Raw genomic sequence first — 19,698 nt, 5'->3', positions numbered from 1 at the left:
GCTATTTAAAGAAACGTTCTACTTTACGAATGGCATCGGGCAAGGTGAAAACAACCACTCGGTCGCCTTCCTCGATTTTAAAATCTCCAAGTGGGGTATAGCTTTGGCTACCCCGAAGCACGCCCCCAATAATGGCCCCTTCCGGAAAACCCAATTTGCGAATGGGCGAACGGGTGATCTTTGATTTTCGCTTGACCTCAAACTCCAAAATTTCGGCCTGTACGCCATGCAAGTTCCCAATGGTCAAGACTTCGCCCTTGCGGACAAACTTAAAGATATTAGAAGCTGCCAACAGCTTTTTATTGATGAGCGTATCAATACCAATATTCTGAGAAAGATGGATATAGTCCATGTTTTCTACTAGTGCAATGGTCTGACGAACTCCCAAGGATTTGGCCACCAAGCAAGACATAATATTCGTTTCCGAATTGCCCGTTACGGCAATAAAAGCATCCATCTCGTCAATGTTTTCCTCCTTGAGTAGGTCCACCTGACGAGCATCTCCGTGAATAACCAAGGTTTCGGGCAGGCGCTCGGCAAAGTTGTAGCACTTCTCCCTATTGACCTCAACCAATTTGACATTGTACTTATCGCTGAGCAATTTAGCCGATTGTTGCCCAATCAAACTTCCGCCAACAATCATGATATTGCGAATATTAACCTCGGGTTTTCCCGTGAATTTCATCAAATCGGGCAGGTCTTGAGGGGAAGAAACAAAGTAGGCAAAGTCATTTAGCTTGAACATAGAGTTACCTCTGGGGATCAATGTTTTATACCCTCTTCGTATGGCTACGGGCATTAGCTTGCGGCCATGGGCGGCAGCGGCCTCAATGACCGTTTTGTTCAAAATTGGGGCATCTTCTTCTACCAAATGCACCCCAACAACCTTCAGCTGTCCATCGCCAAAATCAATAGAGTCTGTCACACCAGATTGCTCCAATAAGCGCTCAATTTCATGAGTGACTAGGGCAGCAGGCGAAATCAATTCATCAATTCCGAGCTCCAATAAAGAAAAATCGCCTTCTCCACAAGAAAGGTATTCAGAGTTAGATACCCGCACAATGCTATGCCGAGCCCCCAATTTTTTACCAATCAAACCAATAGTAATATTGGTGGTTTCAGAGGCCGTAGCGGCAATGAGCATATCGGTGCGCTCAATTTTTGCCTGCCGCAAGGCTTTGGGCGAGGCCGCATTGGCATTGAGGGTAAGGACATCCAAACGATTTTCAATATAGGCCAATCGGTCTTTATTGGTGTCTATCAGGGTAATATCTTGCTGCTCATCGGCAAGCAGACGAGCCAAGTGGAAACCCACTTCTCCAGCTCCAGCAATAATGATTTTCATTTGTAGATAACTTTTATTCTACCACAAAAGTACAAGGAAGTTTTATAAAATGTTAGGCTTATTATAACTATTTAAAGTTGGGGACCGTTTTGGGGCCTCAGCTGCGGCTACGCCTTGCTGCGGTTACTCCCGTTGGTCGTCGAACTGCGCCCTAAAGGGCTTGTTGTCGTTCCAGGGCTCGCAGTTCTGCTCGGCCGTTATTCCCTTCGGTCATCGAACTGCGGCTTTCAGCCTTGTTGTCGCTTTTTCGCTTTGCTCAAAAGCTCGGTCTGGCCTTCGGCCACCCTTTCACATCGCTAGGCCAGTCGCTGCGCTCCTTTGCGGCGGCTTTGCCGCCTGCAAGACGCCATTGGACCAAAAACGCCTGTTCTGTAAACAGAAAAGAGCCAGCCCTTTTGGGGCTGGCTCTTTATTGCGACCCTAAGCCTTAGGCTAGATCGATATCTTGACAAGCATATACGTCTTGAACGGCAGAGATGATATCTACTCCTTCGTTCATGGGTTTTTGGAAAGCTTTGCGGCCCAAAATAAGGCCCAAACCACCCGCACGTTTGTTAATAACAGCAGTTTCTACCGCATCTTGCAGGTCATTTCCGCCAGAAGCTCCTCCAGAGTTGAGTAAGCCCACACGGCCCATATAGCAGTTGGCTACTTGGTAGCGGCAAAGGTCAATGGGGTGCTCAGTAGCCAAGTCAGTGTACATCTTAGGATGCGTTTTACCAAAGCCTACTGCCGTAAAGCCGCCATTATTTTCAGGCAACTTCTGCTTAATAATATCTGCCTGAATGGTAACGCCCAAATGGTTGGCTTGGCCAGTGAGGTCGGCTGCTAGATGATAATCCTTATCCTTTTTGAAGGCCGAGTTACGAGTGTAGCACCAAAGAATGGTGGCCATACCTAGCTCATGAGCATATTCAAAAGCTTCGGCAATTTCAATGAGTTGGCGATTAGAATTTTCTGAGCCGAAGTAGATGGTGGCCCCTACGGCTACGGCACCCATATCCCAAGCATTTTTGATAGAGCCAAACTGGATTTGGTCATATTTGTTGGGGTAAGTCATCAATTCATTGTGGTTAATTTTAACCACCAAAGGAATTTTGTGTGCATACTTTCTAGCCACAGCACCCAAGACACCATAAGTAGTGGCCACGGCACTACATTGCGCTTCTAGGGCCAACTTAATGATATTTTCAGGATCAAAATAGATGGGATTGGGGGCAAAAGAGGCCCCAGCGGTATGCTCAATGCCCTGATCTACAGGCAAAATAGAGAGGTAGCCCGTTCCACCCAAGCGGCCATGATTGTGCAAGGCGCCCAAGCTACGGAGCGTTTGTATATTTCTGTTGCTCTGGCTCCAAACTTCATCAATAAAGTTGGGGCGAGGAGCGTGAATTGCAGATTTAGGAAAAGTCGATGATTGGTGTTCGAGCAGATAGGCTGCTTTTTCGGCGCCTAGGCGCGCTACAATTTGGTCCAACAAAGCCATGTCGTTTCAATTTTTTGGCGGATAAAAAGCGTTTGCGCCCCAAAATACAAAGTTCAGTTAAATTTTGATGCCGCAGCCTATTTTATTTATCTGTAGGCATAGAATCGGGGTGCACCAACAAAACCCGATTGCTATCTAGTTTGCTAGAGTCTACGGTGGCTCGCATATTATCGCCAGTGATGCCAGAGTAATAAGTGAGGTACCATTTATTTTGCACTTCATTGTGCTGGTAGCGCAGTTTAATCACAAAGGCTTTTTGGGCAATAATATACTCCTCCATGAGGTCATCGGCTCTGGGAGCAAATTGGCGCTCTACGCCTTCTTGGCCCTCAATGGGGCGCAATAAGGTCCAGTCTTTTTCTTCTATGATTTTGGGCAGGCCATTGGCCATTTTTGGGCCAGTAATGGGAAAGTCAATTCGGGCCAACTGAAAATCAATTTCATGGAAAAACTTATGATGAAAACTCAAGAAATCTTCTCGACCATATTCATCTAAGGGGAGCCCCTCTTCGGTTTGTTTAGGGCTACAAGAAAAGAGAAATAGGCTGGCAAATACTAAAAGAAGTAAGTTTGGTCTGTTCATGTTTTATCTTTTTTTCGAAACGCAAATCTAGGAAATAGATACAATTTTTTCCCCAATAGCTTTCTTTTTTGCTAGGGGCTGGCCCTCGGCCTAGCGATGCGGCGGGGTGGCCGTTAGGCCAGACCCAGCCAGCTTGCTGGCGCAGGGCCGAGCAGAGAGCGAGCCCCAAAGCGTAGCGCCGCAAGGCGTAGCCGCAGCGGAGGCCCCAAAAAAAACGCCTACTCCTTATAGAAGGAATAGGCATTTTTATAGCAAGTTGAGGCTAGCGCTTAGTGTCCTCCGCCTGTGGGGGCGGCATGGCTAGCGGCATCAATAAGGTAAGGCTCTACGATGGGGTGCATGATCAAGAAAACGATAGCTCCGGCAAAGAAACCCAAAAGGGCCAACCAGGCAATCTTCTTCATATACCACATAAAGTCGATTTTTTCCATACCCATAGCGGCTACACCAGCAGCAGAACCAATGATGAGCATAGACCCTCCTGTACCCGCAGAATAGGCCAAGAAGTGCCAGAGTTTGTGGTCCATCACATACTCTTCGGTAGAGTACATACCCATAGCGGCGGCCACCAAAGGCACGTTATCAATTAGGGCAGAACCGAGGCCCAAAATGGCCACAACAAGGTCCAAACCAACTACACCAGGTAGATATTGTTTGTCAGAAGGGAAGACGCCGTTCATGGCTTCGGCCAAATCCTTAAGCACATTTAGTGATTCTAGAGAGGCTACGGCCATCAAGATACCGAGGAAGAAAAGGATACTAGACATCTCGATACGAGAAAGGGCGTGGTGAGCCGAGTATTTCTGCTTATCTTCAAATTCTTCATCGGGGTGAAGGTACTCTGAAATCAACCAAACAACACCCAAAGAAAGCATCATGCCCACATAGGGAGGAAGATGCGTTACTGTTTTGAAAATAGGAACGAAAACCAGACCGGCCAAACCAGCAATAAGCATAGTGTCGGCCCCTTTGATTTTGGGGTTTTTCTCTCCTGAATGAATATCAGAAGTGTCGGCAGGAGTGATGTTTCCTTTCATATAAGGCATAGCGGCCATTACGGCTGTAGGAATAATTGCACAGGCAATAGAAGGAAGCAAAAGCGCCAAGACCAAACCAGAAACCGAAATACGGTTACCAATCCAGAGCATAGTGGTGGTTACATCTCCAATTGGCGACCAAGCACCGCCCGCATTGGCAGCAATAACGCCCAAACTGATGAAATAAATACGCTCTTCTTTGACGGGGACCAATTTGCGAAGCAAAGACACCACCACAATCGTACAGGCTAGGTTGTCTAGGGTTGCAGAAAGGAAAAAGGCCAAAGGCATCACCATCCAGAGCATGGTCGATTTTTTGGTCGTTTTGATGCGATCGGTAATCGCCCCAAAACCACCGTGTAAGTCAATTAGCTCTACAATTGTCATGGCGCCGATCAGGAAGATGAGAATTTCGGCAGTTTTACCAATATGGTGAAGCAGGATATTATCGAGGGCCGCTTCATGTCCATGATGATCAAAAACCTCGAGATGGCCCAAAGAAACGAAAGCCCAACAAAGGGCCGCCATAATGAGGGCAGGTACCGTTTTATCTAGCTTGAGCGGATGCTCAAACACAATGGCCACATAACCAATGATAAAACTCAAGATAACGGAAAAGAGCATAATTTAATTTATTAGGAATAGTAAGTGAAAATACATTCGTACCCGCTAAAAATAGTGATTTTGATTTGATTGGGGCATTGGGGGCCAAGTTTTTTTTGGCAATATAATTTACATTCCACACAAAAGTTTGTTTGTCAGTTATTTAGAGTAAGTCTAAAAACTAAAGCCCTCTTAAGAAAACCTTAAGAGGGCAGATTGTGACAGCTTAGTCCGCCGCTATTTACTTCTTTTCTATGGCCTCAAAGGAAGCCAAAATCCCTTTGATCAGGGCCGAGCTAAAGCCCGAATGCTCCATTTCATTGAGGCCCACAATGGTACAGCCTCTGGGCGTAGTCACCTTATCAATTTCTTCTTCGGGGTGTTTGCCGCCTTGCAAAAGGAGCTCGGCTGCTCCCTTGGTGGTTTGGGTGACAATCTTTTTGGCCGTTTGGGCATCAAAGCCTAGCTGAATGCCGCCCTGCACCATAGCGCGGATAAAGCGGAGCACATAAGCAACGCCACAGGCGCCCAAAATGGTGGCGGCTTCCATCAGTTCTTCTTCTATCCAAATCGCTTCGCCAACGGCTTCAAAAATGCGGCCCACTGCTTTTTGCTGCTGCAAACTACAGTTTTTTTGCGCCAAACAACTAAGCGATTCGCTCACATCGGCTGCCGTATTGGGCATGGCCCGCACTAGTGGTTGTTCTTCGGGCAGCTCTTGGCCCAAACTCTCCAAACTTAGTCCGGTGGCCAAAGAGACCACAATTTGCTGCGGCCCTAATTTTGGGGCAATTTCGGCCAATACCTTGGGCATAACATAGGGCTTGAGGCCCAAAATAATAATATCGGCCCCCTGAATGGCCTCCAAATTATCCGAAAAGGTCTGTACGCCTAGTTCAGACAAGGGCTGCAGGGCCCAAAGCGAACGCCGACTAGCCCGAATGTGCTGGGGCGCTTGCCCACTAGCCAATAATCCCTTAATAATGGCGCTGCCCAAGTTTCCACAACCCACTAAAGCAATTGTTTGCATAATAAAAATTTAAATGTATGCTGATTCAGCAAAAGAAAGTAGTTTACCTTATATATGATGTTTTTTTGGGGCCTCCTGCCTGCGGCAGGCGCTACGTTTCGGGGCTCGCTATTCGCTCGGCCCTTCGTCGCTCCGCTCCTCGGTCTGGCCTTCGGCCACCCCTACACATCGCTAGGCCTGCGGCCCTTCGGGCCTGCAAGACGCAGCTGGCTAGCTTTTGGCCCAATATCCGAAGCTAGTTAATTTATGTTAAGGCTTGGCATAAAAAGCAGAAAAACCGAAAATCAATTTTTTTGTTGTAAATTGGCGAAACAGACATTTCTCAGAGAGCATTGCTCTCTTCAAACTATTGGACCAAAAGGAAAGCCCCAAATTGGTCCCCAAAAATCTCTTTATTTAATTTATGGATTACATGAACAGCTCAGCCAATGAGGCCTTGGCTCTTATTCAGGAGTCTGCCCGCAACTTTGCCGAAAAACATATTCGCCCCGAGATGATGGATTGGGATGAACGCCAGTATTTTCCCAAAGACCTTTTCCAGAAAATGGGAGAACAAGGGTTTATGGGCGTTTTGGTCCCTGAAGAATATGGCGGAACAGGCCTAGGTTATCAAGAGTATATTACCGTGATCGAGGAGGTCGCTCAGGTGTGTAGCTCTATCGGCTTGTCTTTGGCGGCCCACAACTCTTTAGGAACCAACCATATTTTGATGTTTGGCAATGAGGAGCAAAAGAAAAAGTATTTACCCAAGTTGGCCAGTGGCGAACATGTTGCTTTTTGGGGACTTACCGAGGCCAACACGGGTTCTGATGCTATGCGTATGCAATGTACCGCAGAAAAAGATGGCGATTATTATGTAATTAACGGGACCAAAAACTGGATTACCCACGGCATCAGTGGCGATGTTGGGGTGGTGCTCGTCCGTACAGGCGACCTACTCGACAGCCGCGGCATTAGTGCCTTTGTTATTGAGCGGAATATGGAAGGATTTTCTGCTGGGAAGAAGGAGAATAAGCTCGGTATGCGCGCCTCTGAAACTGCCGAATTGGTTTTTGAAAATTGCCGAGTACACAAGAGTCAGTTGCTAGGCAATGAGGGCGAAGGCTTTATCCAAGCCATGAAAATTCTAGATGGTGGCCGCATTTCTATTGCTGCCCTTTCTCTAGGTATTGCTAAAGGTGCTTATAAGGCGGCCCTAAAGTACTCTAAAGAAAGAGAGCAGTTTGGCAAAGCCATTTCTAAGTTCCAAGCTATTGCCTTCAAACTTGCCGATATGGCCACAGAAATTGAAGCGGCAGAATTGCTTACTCGCAAGGCGGGTTATCTTAAAGATAATCATTTGCCCGTGACCAAAATCTCGGCTATGGCGAAATATATGGCCTCTGAGGTTTGTGTAAAAGTAGCTACCGATAGTATTCAGGTACATGGTGGTTATGGTTATACCAAGGACTTCCCCGTAGAGAAGTTTTTCCGCGATTCTAAACTCTGTACTATTGGAGAGGGTACCTCTGAAATTCAGAAGCTAGTGATTTCTCGCTCTTTGCTAAAAGACTAGTCTATTATATAAGTCGCTCTTTTATGGGCCAAGAAAGGAGACCGATTTATCGGTCTCCTTTTTTTTTGCCTGCCGAAGCCGAATGCCCAGCTCTAGCTCTTTGGTGGAGCCGGCTGAGGGATAGAAAGCAGTGGCCCGAAGGGCCAGACCCAGCTTTTTGAGCAAAGCGAAAAAAGCGCAGGGCCGAGCAGGCTTGCGAGCTGCGACATAGCCCGACCCGCCCGCAGGGCGGGGCAGCCCCAAAAAATAAAAATAAAAAAAAACAAGGGCCTTAAACCCTTGTTGAGCACTAGCGTCTGAGGTTCAAATTTTATCCCCAAAAAACAAATTTTATGAAAAATCTACTGATGTTAATTGGATTTGGATTGATTGCTTTGAATGCTCAGGCACAAGACCAAAAAAGAGAAGGAAAAGAGCGTTTGTCTAAAGAAGAGCGCTTTGAAAAAATGGATGCCGACCAAGATGGGCAGATTTCTCAGGCAGAGGCCAAAGGTCGCCTCAAAAAGAATTTTGCAACAATTGATGCCGACCAAAATGGCTTTATTAGCCTAGAGGAATTAAAAAACAAACCTAAGGGCAAGGGCAAAAAAGGCAAAGGCAAGCGTTTTGAGAAGCTAGATGCTGACCAAGACGGACAGATTTCTCAGGCCGAAGCCAAAGGTCCCATCAAAGAAAATTTTGCAACAATTGACAGCAACCAAGATGGCTTTATTAGCCAAGATGAGCTGAAAGCGGCCCCAAAATCGGCCAAAAGAAGAGAACGGAAAACAAATTAGAATAGGGTAAAAGGGATTTTTGTTTTCTATTTAGAGGAGGAGCTTCGGCTCCTCTTTTTTTATGTTTGCCCTACAGCGTTCAAAAAAACAACTGCCAAACGATAAGCGCTGGGTTTCTGTGAGATTTATGAGAGAATATATATCTAGGCAGCAAGAAGGGGAGACACAAAATTCTGGACAGTCCTGGCTTATGCCCCCCCTAGCTCTCTTAGCGGCTTATTCATTCTTGTTACAAAAAATAAAGTAGATAGTAGTTTTTTTGATAAGACAATATTAGCTCATTATAACCCATATATGCGTGATGATAATGCAAACTGGCTATTGGAGATTAACAGGGAGGGAGGTTATCATTTTATATCTAGAAAATATAATGATGAAGATTTCTTTTTGGTGGAAGATTTAGCTTCAATTTTGGACCTAAATGTCGATTCGCTCCTTATGGAAAGGTAAGTTCTTGGGGCCTCCCGCCTTTGGCGGGCGCTACGTTTCGGGGCTCGCTGCTCGCTCGGCCCTGCGCGGGCTGCGCCCGCTGGGTCTGGCCTTCGGCCACCCCTGCACATCGCTAGGCCGCTCAACAGTCTTTTTTCTTTGGGCGGTTTTCTTCGGCGGTTTTGGGGTCATGGGCTGAAGCCCATGCTTGTAGACTGGGTAAACAGGTGGGCTAAAGCCCTTCTTTGCTGGAAAATGGAAAAAAATTAGCTCCAAGAAAAACAACAACTCCCCAACCACAACCGCAAAGAAAAATCCCCTCGAATGAGGGGATGACAATTTTTTCAATAGCCTAGGGCCTTGGCCCTAGGGTTCCTATGAAATTTATGGGGGAGAAAAAACAAAATTAAACTATCAAGAAAAAAACAGCCCTTGTTCAAAGCGGTAGAGGATTTTAATCCTCTCCGCACTATAGATGTAGAATGGGGTTGTTGTATGGCTGTAGGTTTCAACCTACAGTAAAAAGGGCCGAAGGCCCGTCGGCCTAGGGGCCTGAAAGGGTGGCCGCAGGCCAGACCGAGCCGCTGAAAGCGGCGACAACAAGGCTGAAAGCCGCAGTTCGATGACCGAAGGGAATAACGGCCGAGCAGACCTGCGAGCCCTGCAAGGGCCCGGCCGCCGCAGGCGGCAGGCCCCAAAAAAAATTAAACCTCCTTAGGATCTAGCGTTTTGTTAATACCCTCTCCTAATAAATTGAAAATACTGAGCGTGAAAAAGATGGCAAGCCCTGGAAAAAGCGCCAGCCACCAAGCCGAAATACCCGCATCTCGGGCGCTACGCAATAAAGAGCCCCAACTCACCTGCTCGGGAGGTAGGCCCACATTGATAAAAGAAAGAAAGGACTCGGTGAGTACCGCCGCAGCCATCCCAAAAGCCAAGGCAATGAGGACCGGAGGCAGGGCATTGGGCAAGGCCTGCCGCCAGATGATGCTCAGCTCTCTATAGCCCAAAGCCCGAGCCGCCTCCACATAGGGGAGCGCTCTTATACGCAGCATTTCGGCTCGAATAAACTTGGCAATACCGGTCCAAGATAACAAACCAATGAGGACCATGACGGTATAAATAGAGCTATCTTTAATGAGGGGCAAAATGGCCAAAATGAGCAAGAGAACCGGAATGGAGTTAATCAATTCTATAAAGCGCATGACGGCCAAATCTAAGGGGAGCCGCTTCTTGACCGAAAGAAAAGGGAGCTGCCCCAAAATCCAGCCCAAAAGTGTAGAAATAGCTGCTAGAAGAACTCCTAAAAGCGTGAGATAAAAGCCTGCTTTTAAGAAATTACCCGACCTCAAGAGCTCGCCCAAGGGATAGGCGCCCCAAACAAAGGCCAAAAAGCAAAAGGCAAAAAGACCAAAGAAAAAAGCAAGGAAATAAGCGCGTTTCCAGTAGAGCCGATCATCGCCATAATAGCCAGCCAAAGCCCCCAGCAAAATGCCAATTAGAGCCGCTATCGACATGGCCACCAAGCCTACCAATAGGGCCGTTCGGCAGCCATGTAGCAGACCCGCAGCTAAATCTCGGCCCAAAGGGTCGGTGCCTAAATAATGCGGTCGCATATAGCCAGTCAGGACCTGCTCATCTCGAGGACCCACTAAGGGATTGCGCAAATCAACCTGCTCGGCAGAATAGCTAATGGGCGGAAAAATAACCCCATGATATTGCCACTGCTTTTCATCTGGAGCATACCAGTTGAGCCGTTTCCACTTAATCTCCCAATTGCGAAAGCCCAAACCAACGGCATAATCGTATAGAATGGGCTAAAACTGATAGCGCTCGCCCGTTTCTAGCTCCTCCAACTCACAGTAAATTGGTTTTTGATTGGCCAGAAAGTCAGAAAAAAGGGCCAAAAAACAAAAGAGCAGAAAAAAACGGAGGGTCCAGCGACGACCCGCCTGCCCATAAAACTTTCGCCAATAGGTTCGCTCTACCGCCTGAGGCGATGGCAGCTTTTGGGCAAAAGGGTTTCTTTTTCGAATAATATTTAACATGAGGTATTTTGGCTTAGCGGTCTTGGCGACAATTTAGTTTTTTTAAATGAGTTCTAGCGGAAAAAGGTGGATATTTGCGCAGCTAGACTCCGCTTTAAATGCGAACTTAAGCCCATCTTCTCCAATAAAACTTCCCTATATTTGCCCGGATATATAAAGCAAAATTATGAATATCACTAGACTATTTTTATTAACGCTTTCTGTTCTTTTTGCCAGCCTTAGTTTGAGGGGGCAAAAAAAACAATGGCAAGCTAGCGAGTTGGCCTTAAGCCAAGGAGACTATCAGTTGGCAAAAGCTAAGGCGCAGGAGCTATTACAATCGGCAAAAAAGCCAAAATCTAACTACTATTATACCTTAGCTCAGGCTCATTTTGGCCTCAATGAGTTTGATAGCTGTTTGCAAAGCCTACAAATTTATTTGCAGGATAAAAACCATAAGGACCAAGCGCTTTTTTTGGCGGCTAGAGCTTTTCATTATGAAATGAATTATCAGCAGGCTATGCATTATTATAAGCTCTTTTTAAAAACAAAGGGCAGCCGAAAATTTAATAGAAAAAAGGTCAAGCGCTTGCTGCTACAAGCTGTTTTTGCCGAAAGAAATGCGGCGGTTTCTTCTCCCGCTATTGCCTCTCCCTATCAGTCGCCCATCAATACGGCCTATGATGAAGGTCCCCTTTTTAAGGGGAATAAGGCTTATTATTACTTTTCTTCTGACCGCCCAGATAGTAGCGGCCAAAAAAATAGACAAATCTATCAAATTGAGCGAAAGGAGAGGAGCTGGAGTCAGCCTCAGCCCCTAAGCGAACGCTACAACAGCCCTGAAGAAGAATGTTTATTGGGGTTTAGCAGTGATTATAGACAGTTGTTTTTTCAGCGAGATAGTCAGGGCTTAGTCGATAATTTTGGCGATGGATATGGCCAGTCTCTAGCAACTCCCATTGCCCTAGATAGTCAGTATCATAGTTGGACCGGCGACCATTATTTTTTTAGTGATAGTTTGTTTTTCTTTGTGGCTGGTCCTCATGCCCAGGATCTAGACATTTATTATCGGAAGCGAAATGCAGACCGTAGCTGGTCGGCGCCTATTGCTTTGGCGGGGCCTGTCAACACGCCAGCAGCAGAACGCACGCCTTTTTTGGCTGCCGATGGGAAGACGCTTTTTTTCTCTCGTTTATCCGCCCTGGGAGTAGGCGGCTACGATGTCTACGAATCAGTTTATGAGGCCGAAAAGGGCCAATGGACTTCGCCCCGTTTGTTGCCGGCTCCCATTAGCAGCCCTGGAGATGATTTGTTTTTTCGCCTGTCGGCCAATGGCCTAGGGGGCAGCTGCTCAGCCGTAGAGCTGGCGGAGAAGGGGGGCTCGACCTTTATCAGTTATATTTTAGGCAAGAAAGAAAGGCGCAGTTGGCGGTTTCGGCTAGTTTGGATTTTCTGCAAGGAGCGGCCCAAGAACTGGCCCCTCCACCGCCTAGCAATTTGGCTGTTTTATCGGCCCTAGATAGTAGCTCTACCGAGGCCAACATTCAGCTTCGGCCATTTTATTATACTGCAGCAACTGGGGCATGGCAAGATCAGCGGCAGATAGACCGTTTGCTTCGTTTGCTTCAGGATTATCCCAGCCTAAAGGTATTGATTGAGGCCCATGCCGATGCCCAATATGAGGCCAGCCGAGGGCTGTTTTTGTCCTTGCAGCAAGGGCAGCAACTGGCCCAAAACCTAATGGCCAAAGGGATTTCCTCGCAGCGCATTTATCTAAGAGGTTGCGGCATGTCTTACCCTCAGGCCCAAAACTTTTCTTTTGATGGTTCGCCAAATGAGGCGGGGCAGCAATTTAACCGACGGATAGAGCTGCGCTTATTAGAGGCCCAACCAACGGCCTTGAAGGTAGATTATAGTTGGCCCAAATTGAGCCCGATTTTACTAGCTGCTGAGGCCCAGGATTTTAGAAGCAAAAGCCAAGGCCTACGCTATCGCATTGCTATTCAAACGACTAGCCAGCTTTTTGATGACCCCATTTTGAGCCAGCTAGCCAATGTCGCCGCCGAAAAACAGGCCAACGCTCCCGAAATTACCTATTATTTGGGCTTGGAGCGCAACTTTAAAGCTGCCAATGCCCTAAAAGAAACTTTGGAAGAAAGCGGCTTCGAGAACTTATATATACAAGCCTATATAGATGGTTGGCCCATAGAAAAAGAACAACTGCCGGCTTTGCTGCAGCGCTATCCAGACCTTAAGGAGTATGATGGGCAGTAGGCAAAAAAATGCAGCTTTTTTATATGAATATGATGGCTTTGGGGCCTCCGCAGCGAAGCTGCGGCGCTACGTTTCGCAGCTCGCTATTCGCTCGGCCCTGCGCAAAAAACAAGTTTTTGCTGGCTCTGGCCTGCGGCCACTGCTGCACATCGCTAGGCCAAATGAAAGCCTTTCGGCCAGCTGTTTTTCTGCCTCAAAAGGCAGAAAAACAAAAAGCCCCTCCAAGGAGGGGCCGCTATTGGACTTTTCTAGACAAAGCCTTAATCTTCCAGCAAAAAGAGGCGCATCAAGTTGAGGGCAATACTGCTACTCATTTCAATATTTCTTGCTCTATTATTGCCCAATTCTAGTTTTTGGACCCATTGTTTTTCTGCAGAACCCATAGCCAGCCAGATGGTGCCTACGGGCTTATCGGGCCGGCCGCCGCCGGGGCCAGCAATGCCAGAACTGACTATGCCATAATCTACTTTTAGGTTTTTGATTAGGCCGCTGAGCATTTGGCGGACGGTAGCCTCAGAGACGGCTCCTTCCGTATCTAAAGTTTCTTCAGCAACGCCTAATTGCTGCATTTTTACCTTATTGCTATAGGCGACCACTGAGCCCATGAAATAATCGCTACAGCCAGGAATGGCCGTAATTTTATGGGCAATATTTCCGCCCGTGCAGCTTTCGGCAGTGCCAATAGTTTTTCCCTTTTTGCGGAGCAGTTCGCCTAGTTTAGCCTCTAAAAAATCGCCTTCTTGGCCAATAATGAGTTTGGGCCCCAGAATTTGGCAAAGTTTGGCCCCCTCTTCTTGTACGGCTTGGACCAAAGCGGCCTCTTCTTGCCCTTTAGCGGTAAGGCGCAAGCGCAAATAGCCCGTTTTGGTATTGGGCAAATAGGCCAATTTGATGGCTTCGGGCAATTGGGCCTCAAAATCTTCTAGGGCCGTGGATACATCGGTTTCGCCTTTGCCAAAGCAAAGCCAAGTTTGCTGTACAATATTAGAGCGGCCAGGCAATTGGGCCAAACGGGGAAAGACCTCCTCTTGCATGAGGTATTTCATTTCTTTGGGCACGCCAGGCATAGAGACCACAATGGGATAGCCCTCTTCTTGGAACCAGATGCCAGAGGCAGTCCCCATTTTGTTAATTAGAATCTGGGCTCCTTCGGGCATTTCAGCCTGTACTTTATAGCGCTCGTCTGGGCGGCGGTTTCGGCCAAATTGCTCAAATAAACGCTCGATATTTTGGAAGCTGGGGGCATGAAAAGCCAGCGACATTCCGAAGTAATCGGCTAGGGTGAATTTAGTAATATCGTCTTTGGTGGGCCCTAAGCCTCCCGTAATTAGGACCAAATCGGCTTGGCCCTTGGCTTGCTCCAAGCTATCAATAATGGCTTGGCGCTCATCGGAGATGGTCAGGATTTTTTGTAAATCGACGCCCTGAGCTTGTAGCTCTTGGGCCATCCAATGGGCGTTGGTATTGAGAATCTGGCCCAATAAAATTTCATCTCCAATATTGATGATGTATGCTTTCATGATGATTGTTTTTGGCTAAACAAGTTTTTGATGAAGAGGTTTTGGGGCTAGGCGGGCCGAAGCCGAAAACTAAAGCCAAAACCTTAGTGATGAGCGGCTGAGGGATGGAAAAGGGGGCGGCGAAGCCGCAGACCAAAGGCTTTTGCAGCAAAGCGAAAAAGCCTGCAGGGCCGAGCAGACCTGCGAGCCCTGACACAGCCCGACCCGACCGAAGGGAGGGGCAGCCCCAAAAAAACAGCCCTAAAAGTAAAAACTTCTAGAGCTGCAGGCGATTATTCCGTTAGGCATTCTTCTCTTTCTTCAAAGACCACCCCATAGTTTTCCAATTCTTGGAGAATGGGGGTATAAATTTCTTCATGAATAGGGATAAGCACCCCTCTTCTTTCGATTTGGCCCAGCATAATTTGCTTGACGCCCATGGCTAAGGGCAGGCCGACAAGCCGCGCCATAGCGGTATCCTCGGCATTATCGCCCGTTTGTACCATGGTCGAGAGGCGGCGGTGTTCTTGGCCTTGGGTATCTTGGTAAATAAATTCGTGTTGCATGATAATCATATCCTTTTCTTCGGGCTGCAACTTCCATTTTTTCTCTAGAATATCTTGCAAAATAACGGCTGGAGAAGCCTGGTCGAAAGGAATGGGCGTTTCTTCAAAAAGGCCTAGCCATTCGAGCTTATCGAGGGCTTTATCTGCCTCTTCTAGCTGGAAGAAATGGGCCAGGCGGGCCCTTAGGCTATCAAACTGCAGCTCATCATTGGCGGCAGGCAAAAAGCTGCGAATAAGGCTAGCGTAAGTGAGATTTTCGGAGTACTCTAGTTCATGAGAATCATCGGTAAGGCCCAGTTGGAGCAGTAGGTTCCAAGCCTTGCAATAGCCAGGATGGCGGAGGGTTTGCCGCAAAATTGTGGGCGTGCCTTCCAAGCCATAGGCCGATTCATATTTTAGTGAAATGCGGTTGGGATAGGCCTCATATTGGCCCATGCCGGGCACCTCCACTAGCTCGATATCTTCAAATAGGCGCTGATAGGGAACGTGTTTATACTGCCCATTATACATATACTTAGCAATACCTTGGCCAGCAAGGACCACATTTCGGGGGCTCCAAGAGAATTTATAATGCCAGGGATTGTCGTCGCTTTCGGGGGCCACCAAACCGCCAGCGGCCGATTTGAAAGAAAGCATTTTGTGTCCAGCTTCCTGAATTTGGTGAATACCTTGCATAGCCGACATATGGTCGATACCAGGATCGAGGCCCAGCTCACAAAGGAAGATCAGGCCTTTTTCCTCAGCTGATTCGGCCATTTCTTTGAGCTCGGCAGCCACATAAGAGGCATTGGCCAGATGCTTTCCATACTTTAGGCAATCGCCGGCCAAATGATGGTGCATAAAAGGAGGCAACATAGACACCACCACATCTACCTCTTGGACCAATTCGCCACGGCTTTCTACATCTAGTACATCAAGCGCAACGGCTCGGCCATGCGCTCTGCCCTCTAGTTTTTTTTCGGCTAGGGCCAAATTGGCATCGGCAATAATGATTTCCCACTGGTATTTAGGCGTTTGTTCTAGCAAATAATCTATTAGAGAAGTGGCCGAACGCCCTGCGCCCACCACAAGAATTTTATTCAACATAAATCAAATTGTTTAGCTGTTTGTTAACTGTAAATTAGTCGACAAGATAAAACTTTCTCTTAGAACTCATTTATAGCCTAGCTAATTTTGAATGATTTTAAGGACTTTGGCCAAAACAAACAATATTTCTCTGAAGTAGCTGCAAGGGCCAGAGATCAAAAAAAAAGTCTTTTCCTTGGCGAGTTTGCCCAAGAAAATTATCTTTAAGCGACTCAATTACTGAGAAGAGAGTCACAGCAAACAAACCGCATTTTATTTTTTTAAATCGAGAACAGCTATGTTGAAAGATCTTCAAGTGGCCGCATTGATCCGGGAGGAGCACGAACGCCAGCAGAACGGTATCGAACTGATTGCCTCTGAGAACATTGTTAGTCAGCAGCTCATGCAGGCCATGGGGTCTTGCCTCACTAATAAGTACGCTGAGGGATATCCCCAAAAGCGCTATTATGGCGGCTGCGAGGTCGTAGATAAAATTGAACAATTGGCTATTGATCGCGCCAAAGCGCTTTTCAATGCGGAATATGTCAATGTGCAGCCACATTCTGGCGCCCAGGCCAATGCGGCCGTATATTTGGCTTGTGTAAAACCTGGCGATACGATCCTCGGTTTTGATTTGGCTCATGGCGGTCATCTTACGCATGGCTCTAAGGCCAATTTTTCGGGCCAGCTCTATCATCCCGTTTTTTATGGGGTAGAAGAAGCCACGGGCCGTATCGATATGGATAAGGTGGCCGCCAAGGCCAAAGAGCATCAGCCTAAAATTATCCTTTGTGGGGCCTCGGCCTATTCTAGAGAATGGGAGTATGAGCGCTTCAGAGAGATTGCCGATGAGGTAGGGGCTATCCTTTGGTGCGATATGGCGCATCCTGCGGGCGTTATTGCCGCTGGCCTGCTCAAAAATCCTTTGGACTATTGCCATATCGTGACCACCACGACGCATAAAACTTTGCGTGGCCCCAGAGGGGGAATGATTTTGATGGGCAAAGATTTTCCCAATCCCTTTGGTAAGGTCTGGAAGAAGTCGGGCAATCCCAAAAAGATGTCGGTACTCCTCAACTCTGCCGTTTTTCCCGGCACCCAAGGAGGCCCGCTAGAGCATGTAATTGCCGCTAAGGCGGTTGCTTTTCACGAGGCCTTGCAACCTAGCTTTAAGACCTACCAAAAACAGGTGGTGGCCAATGCCAAAGCGATGGCGCAGGCTTTTGTCGATAAAGGCTATAAGGTCATTTCTGGCGGAACAGATAACCACCTTATGCTGATTGACCTTCGCCCCAAAGGCGTAACGGGCAAGCAGGCAGAAGAAACTCTCATCTTGGCCGATATTACGGTCAATAAAAATATGGTGCCCTTTGATACTGAATCGCCTATGGTGACTTCGGGCATGCGTATAGGTACCCCCGCCGTCACGACTCGAGGCTTCAAAGAGGCCGATTGTGTGAAAACTGTAGAATGGATGGACCGCATTTTGAGCAATATTGATGATGCCCAAGAAATTGCTGCCGTCAAAGCCGAAATCAATGCCTATATGGCCAATTATCCGCTTTTTGCCTCGGATGAGGAAGGGGTAGAAGTGGCTCCACTATAAGCAATAAATAGCTTAATTTTATATCGTCCTAGAAGCTTTGACTTTTAGGGCGTTTTTTTTTGGGGCTGCCGCTACGCCCTTCGGTTGTCGAACTGGCGCCCCTTTGGGGCTGGTTGTCCCTGCGGTCGGGTCGCTCCACTCCGCAGCTCGCAGGTTTGCTCGGCCCTGCAGCGGCAAAGCCGCTTTGGTCTGCCGCCTTCGGCGGCCCTGCTCCGGCAGCTCAGCCTGCGGCCCCTTTGGGGCCTGTAGGACCTAAAAAAGGCGGCTAGAGGATTTCCTCTAGCCGCCTTTCTATGATCTTGTTCCCGCTTTTAGGGCTGGGTATTTTGCTTAATCTTCTGCTTGAGATCGGCTACAATTGACTTAAAACTTTGGTCATTTTGCAGCATGGCCTCTACGGATTTACAGGCGTGAATAACCGTGCTATGGTCTCGGCCACCAAAGGCGGCCCCAATAAAGGTTAGCGACTTATTACTTAGCTGTTTGGCCAAATACATAGAGAGTTTTCGGGCCGTAACGATAAGCTTTTTGCGGGTCTTTTCACGCAGCTTTTCTACTGGAATATCATAGTAGTCGGCCACAATTTTCTGAATAAACTCAATAGAAATCTCTTGGCTCACATCATCTACAAACTTAGAGATGACCTCGCGGGCAAGCGACATATCGATATCTCTTTGGTTGAGGGCCGATTGAGCAATTAGAGAAATGAGAATCCCTTCTAGCTCACGGACATTAGAGCGAACGGTATAAGAAATATACTCCATCACATTATGAGGCAGTTCAATGCCATCATTATGCATCTTTTGTTGGATAATGGCCATTCTTGTTTCTAGAGAAGGGACCTGCAAATCGGCAGAGAGCCCCCATTTGAATCTAGAAATTAAACGCTCTTCAATATCGGCCATTTCTTTGGGTGGACGATCTGAGGTGAGGATGAGTTGTTTACCTCTTTGGTGCAGATGATTAAAGATATGAAAGAAAATATCTTGGGTTTTCTGCTTCTTGGCCAAAAACTGAATATCATCTACAATCAGTAAATCTACGAGTTGATAGTAGTTGACAAAATCCGAGATGGCGTTTTTGGTCAGTGACTCAATAAATTGGTTAGTAAAATGCTCTGAAGAGACATAAAGGACCACCTTGTCTTTCATGTTCTTCTTCACTTCATTGCCAATGGCATGGGCCAAATGCGTTTTGCCTAGTCCCACATTACCAAAAATCATTAGGGGATTAAAGGCGGTTTGTCCGGGCTTTTTGGCCACGGCCATACCTGCAGAACGGGCCAAGCGGTTACAATCTCCCTCAATAAAGCGGTCAAAGGTATAGCTAGCATTGAGCTGCGACTCAATTTCCTTTTTCTTGATCCCTGGAATAACAAAAGGGTTATGGATCTTTTCGTTCTTATCTCGGATAGGCGCTTGCCCATAATGCCGATTGATTCTTCTTTCTTTTTGTTGTAGGGGATTGCGCAAAGGTTTTTCTCTTTGCACGGCCACCTGTGGCTTTTGGGGCGCTTTTTTCTGTTGTAAAACGTACTGTAGCTGTCCTTCTTCGCCTAGTTGGCTGCGGATAGCGGCCTTGAGTTGGTCAATATAATGTGACTCTAGCCATTCATAGAAAAAGAAGTTAGGAACTTGCAAGGTAAGGGTGTTCCCTTCCAGCTTTTTGGGCTGAATGGGTAGGAACCAAGTCTTAAAGGCTTGGTCTTTAACCTCCTGTTTAATTTTATTTAAGCACTGTTGCCAAACTTCTATATGTGAATTTTCCATGCGGCTATACTCTACTATATTGGGTGTTGTGGCGGGCCAAAGGGCCAA

The 19,698-nt window shown here is 47.2% G+C and carries 16 protein-coding genes; 6 read left to right on the top strand and 10 right to left on the bottom strand.

Going from position 1 to position 19,698, the window contains the following annotated elements; translation table 11 throughout:
- Position 1: 1 nt before the first annotated feature.
- The 5 genes from trkA to proC all read right to left on the bottom strand — a co-directional run bounded on the left by trkA (position 2) and on the right by proC (position 6,084).
- On the bottom strand, positions 2-1,345 hold the full coding sequence (gene trkA / locus OP864_RS00080; RefSeq protein WP_270099295.1) for a Trk system potassium transporter TrkA: 1,344 nt from the start codon (positions 1,343-1,345) through the stop codon (positions 2-4).
- Positions 1,346-1,772: 427 nt separating this feature from the next.
- A complete protein-coding gene (locus OP864_RS00075; RefSeq protein ID WP_270099294.1) occupies positions 1,773-2,831 on the bottom strand; it encodes a class I fructose-bisphosphate aldolase in 1,059 nt (352 codons plus the stop codon).
- 82 nt (positions 2,832-2,913) lie between these two features.
- On the bottom strand, positions 2,914-3,414 hold the full coding sequence (locus tag OP864_RS00070) for a hypothetical protein (protein WP_270099293.1): 501 nt from the start codon (positions 3,412-3,414) through the stop codon (positions 2,914-2,916).
- Positions 3,415-3,683: 269 nt separating this feature from the next.
- Positions 3,684-5,075, bottom strand: a complete 1,392-nt coding sequence (gene nhaD / locus OP864_RS00065) for a sodium:proton antiporter NhaD (protein WP_270099292.1) — start codon at positions 5,073-5,075, stop codon at positions 3,684-3,686.
- Between the two features lie 220 nt (positions 5,076-5,295).
- Positions 5,296-6,084: a pyrroline-5-carboxylate reductase gene (gene proC / locus OP864_RS00060; RefSeq protein WP_270099291.1), complete on the bottom strand. Its 789-nt coding sequence runs from the start codon at positions 6,082-6,084 to the stop codon at positions 5,296-5,298.
- 412 nt (positions 6,085-6,496) lie between these two features.
- Between proC and OP864_RS00055 the strand changes: the two genes are divergently transcribed.
- The 3 genes from OP864_RS00055 to OP864_RS00045 all read left to right on the top strand — a co-directional run bounded on the left by OP864_RS00055 (position 6,497) and on the right by OP864_RS00045 (position 8,865).
- Positions 6,497-7,639: an acyl-CoA dehydrogenase family protein gene (locus tag OP864_RS00055; RefSeq protein ID WP_041329411.1), complete on the top strand. Its 1,143-nt coding sequence runs from the start codon at positions 6,497-6,499 to the stop codon at positions 7,637-7,639.
- Positions 7,640-7,971: 332 nt separating this feature from the next.
- Positions 7,972-8,415 (top strand): EF-hand domain-containing protein, encoded by a 444-nt coding sequence (locus OP864_RS00050; RefSeq protein ID WP_270099290.1) that lies wholly within the window; start codon positions 7,972-7,974, stop codon positions 8,413-8,415.
- A gap of 294 nt (positions 8,416-8,709) precedes the next feature.
- Positions 8,710-8,865, top strand: a complete 156-nt coding sequence (locus OP864_RS00045; RefSeq protein WP_270099289.1) for a hypothetical protein — start codon at positions 8,710-8,712, stop codon at positions 8,863-8,865.
- A 683-nt stretch (positions 8,866-9,548) separates the two neighbouring features.
- Here OP864_RS00045 and OP864_RS00040 read toward each other — a convergent pair.
- Positions 9,549-10,634: an ABC transporter permease gene (locus OP864_RS00040; protein ID WP_270099288.1), complete on the bottom strand. Its 1,086-nt coding sequence runs from the start codon at positions 10,632-10,634 to the stop codon at positions 9,549-9,551.
- A gap of 27 nt (positions 10,635-10,661) precedes the next feature.
- On the bottom strand, positions 10,662-10,892 hold the full coding sequence (locus OP864_RS00035; protein ID WP_270099287.1) for a hypothetical protein: 231 nt from the start codon (positions 10,890-10,892) through the stop codon (positions 10,662-10,664).
- A 166-nt stretch (positions 10,893-11,058) separates the two neighbouring features.
- Here OP864_RS00035 and OP864_RS00030 point away from each other — a divergent pair, with 166 nt between their 5' ends.
- Together OP864_RS00030 and OP864_RS00025 are read left to right on the top strand one after the other, a co-directional pair.
- Positions 11,059-12,390 (top strand): hypothetical protein, encoded by a 1,332-nt coding sequence (locus OP864_RS00030; RefSeq protein WP_270099286.1) that lies wholly within the window; start codon positions 11,059-11,061, stop codon positions 12,388-12,390.
- Positions 12,297-13,145: an OmpA family protein gene (locus tag OP864_RS00025; RefSeq protein ID WP_270099285.1), complete on the top strand. Its 849-nt coding sequence runs from the start codon at positions 12,297-12,299 to the stop codon at positions 13,143-13,145. Before OP864_RS00030 ends, OP864_RS00025 begins: the two co-directional genes overlap by 94 nt.
- Before the next feature lie 260 nt (positions 13,146-13,405).
- On the opposite strand, the gene OP864_RS00020 is transcribed toward OP864_RS00025, so the two are convergent.
- Positions 13,406-14,665 carry a CinA family nicotinamide mononucleotide deamidase-related protein gene (locus OP864_RS00020; protein WP_270099284.1) on the bottom strand — a complete coding sequence of 420 codons (1,260 nt, stop codon included), beginning with the start codon at positions 14,663-14,665 and terminating at the stop codon, positions 13,406-13,408.
- 272 nt (positions 14,666-14,937) lie between these two features.
- Positions 14,938-16,296, bottom strand: coding sequence for a saccharopine dehydrogenase C-terminal domain-containing protein (locus OP864_RS00015; protein WP_270099283.1), 1,359 nt, complete (start codon positions 16,294-16,296; stop codon positions 14,938-14,940).
- A 277-nt stretch (positions 16,297-16,573) separates the two neighbouring features.
- On the opposite strand from OP864_RS00015, the gene glyA reads away from it, so the two are divergent.
- Complete coding sequence (glyA, locus tag OP864_RS00010; protein ID WP_270099282.1) at positions 16,574-17,881, top strand: serine hydroxymethyltransferase; 1,308 nt, start codon at positions 16,574-16,576, stop codon at positions 17,879-17,881.
- A 311-nt stretch (positions 17,882-18,192) separates the two neighbouring features.
- Here glyA and dnaA read toward each other — a convergent pair whose 3' ends face one another.
- Entirely contained in the window at positions 18,193-19,650 is a 1,458-nt protein-coding gene (gene dnaA, locus OP864_RS00005) for a chromosomal replication initiator protein DnaA (RefSeq protein WP_270099280.1), read from the bottom strand.
- Between the last annotated feature and the right edge of the window lie 48 nt (positions 19,651-19,698).

The organism is Saprospira grandis, assembly GCF_027594745.1.
GTDB classification, from domain to species: Bacteria; Bacteroidota; Bacteroidia; order Chitinophagales; family Saprospiraceae; genus Saprospira; species Saprospira grandis.
The sequence above is the reverse complement of the archived record's forward strand: the minus strand, read 5'-3'. Positions and strand labels throughout refer to the sequence as shown.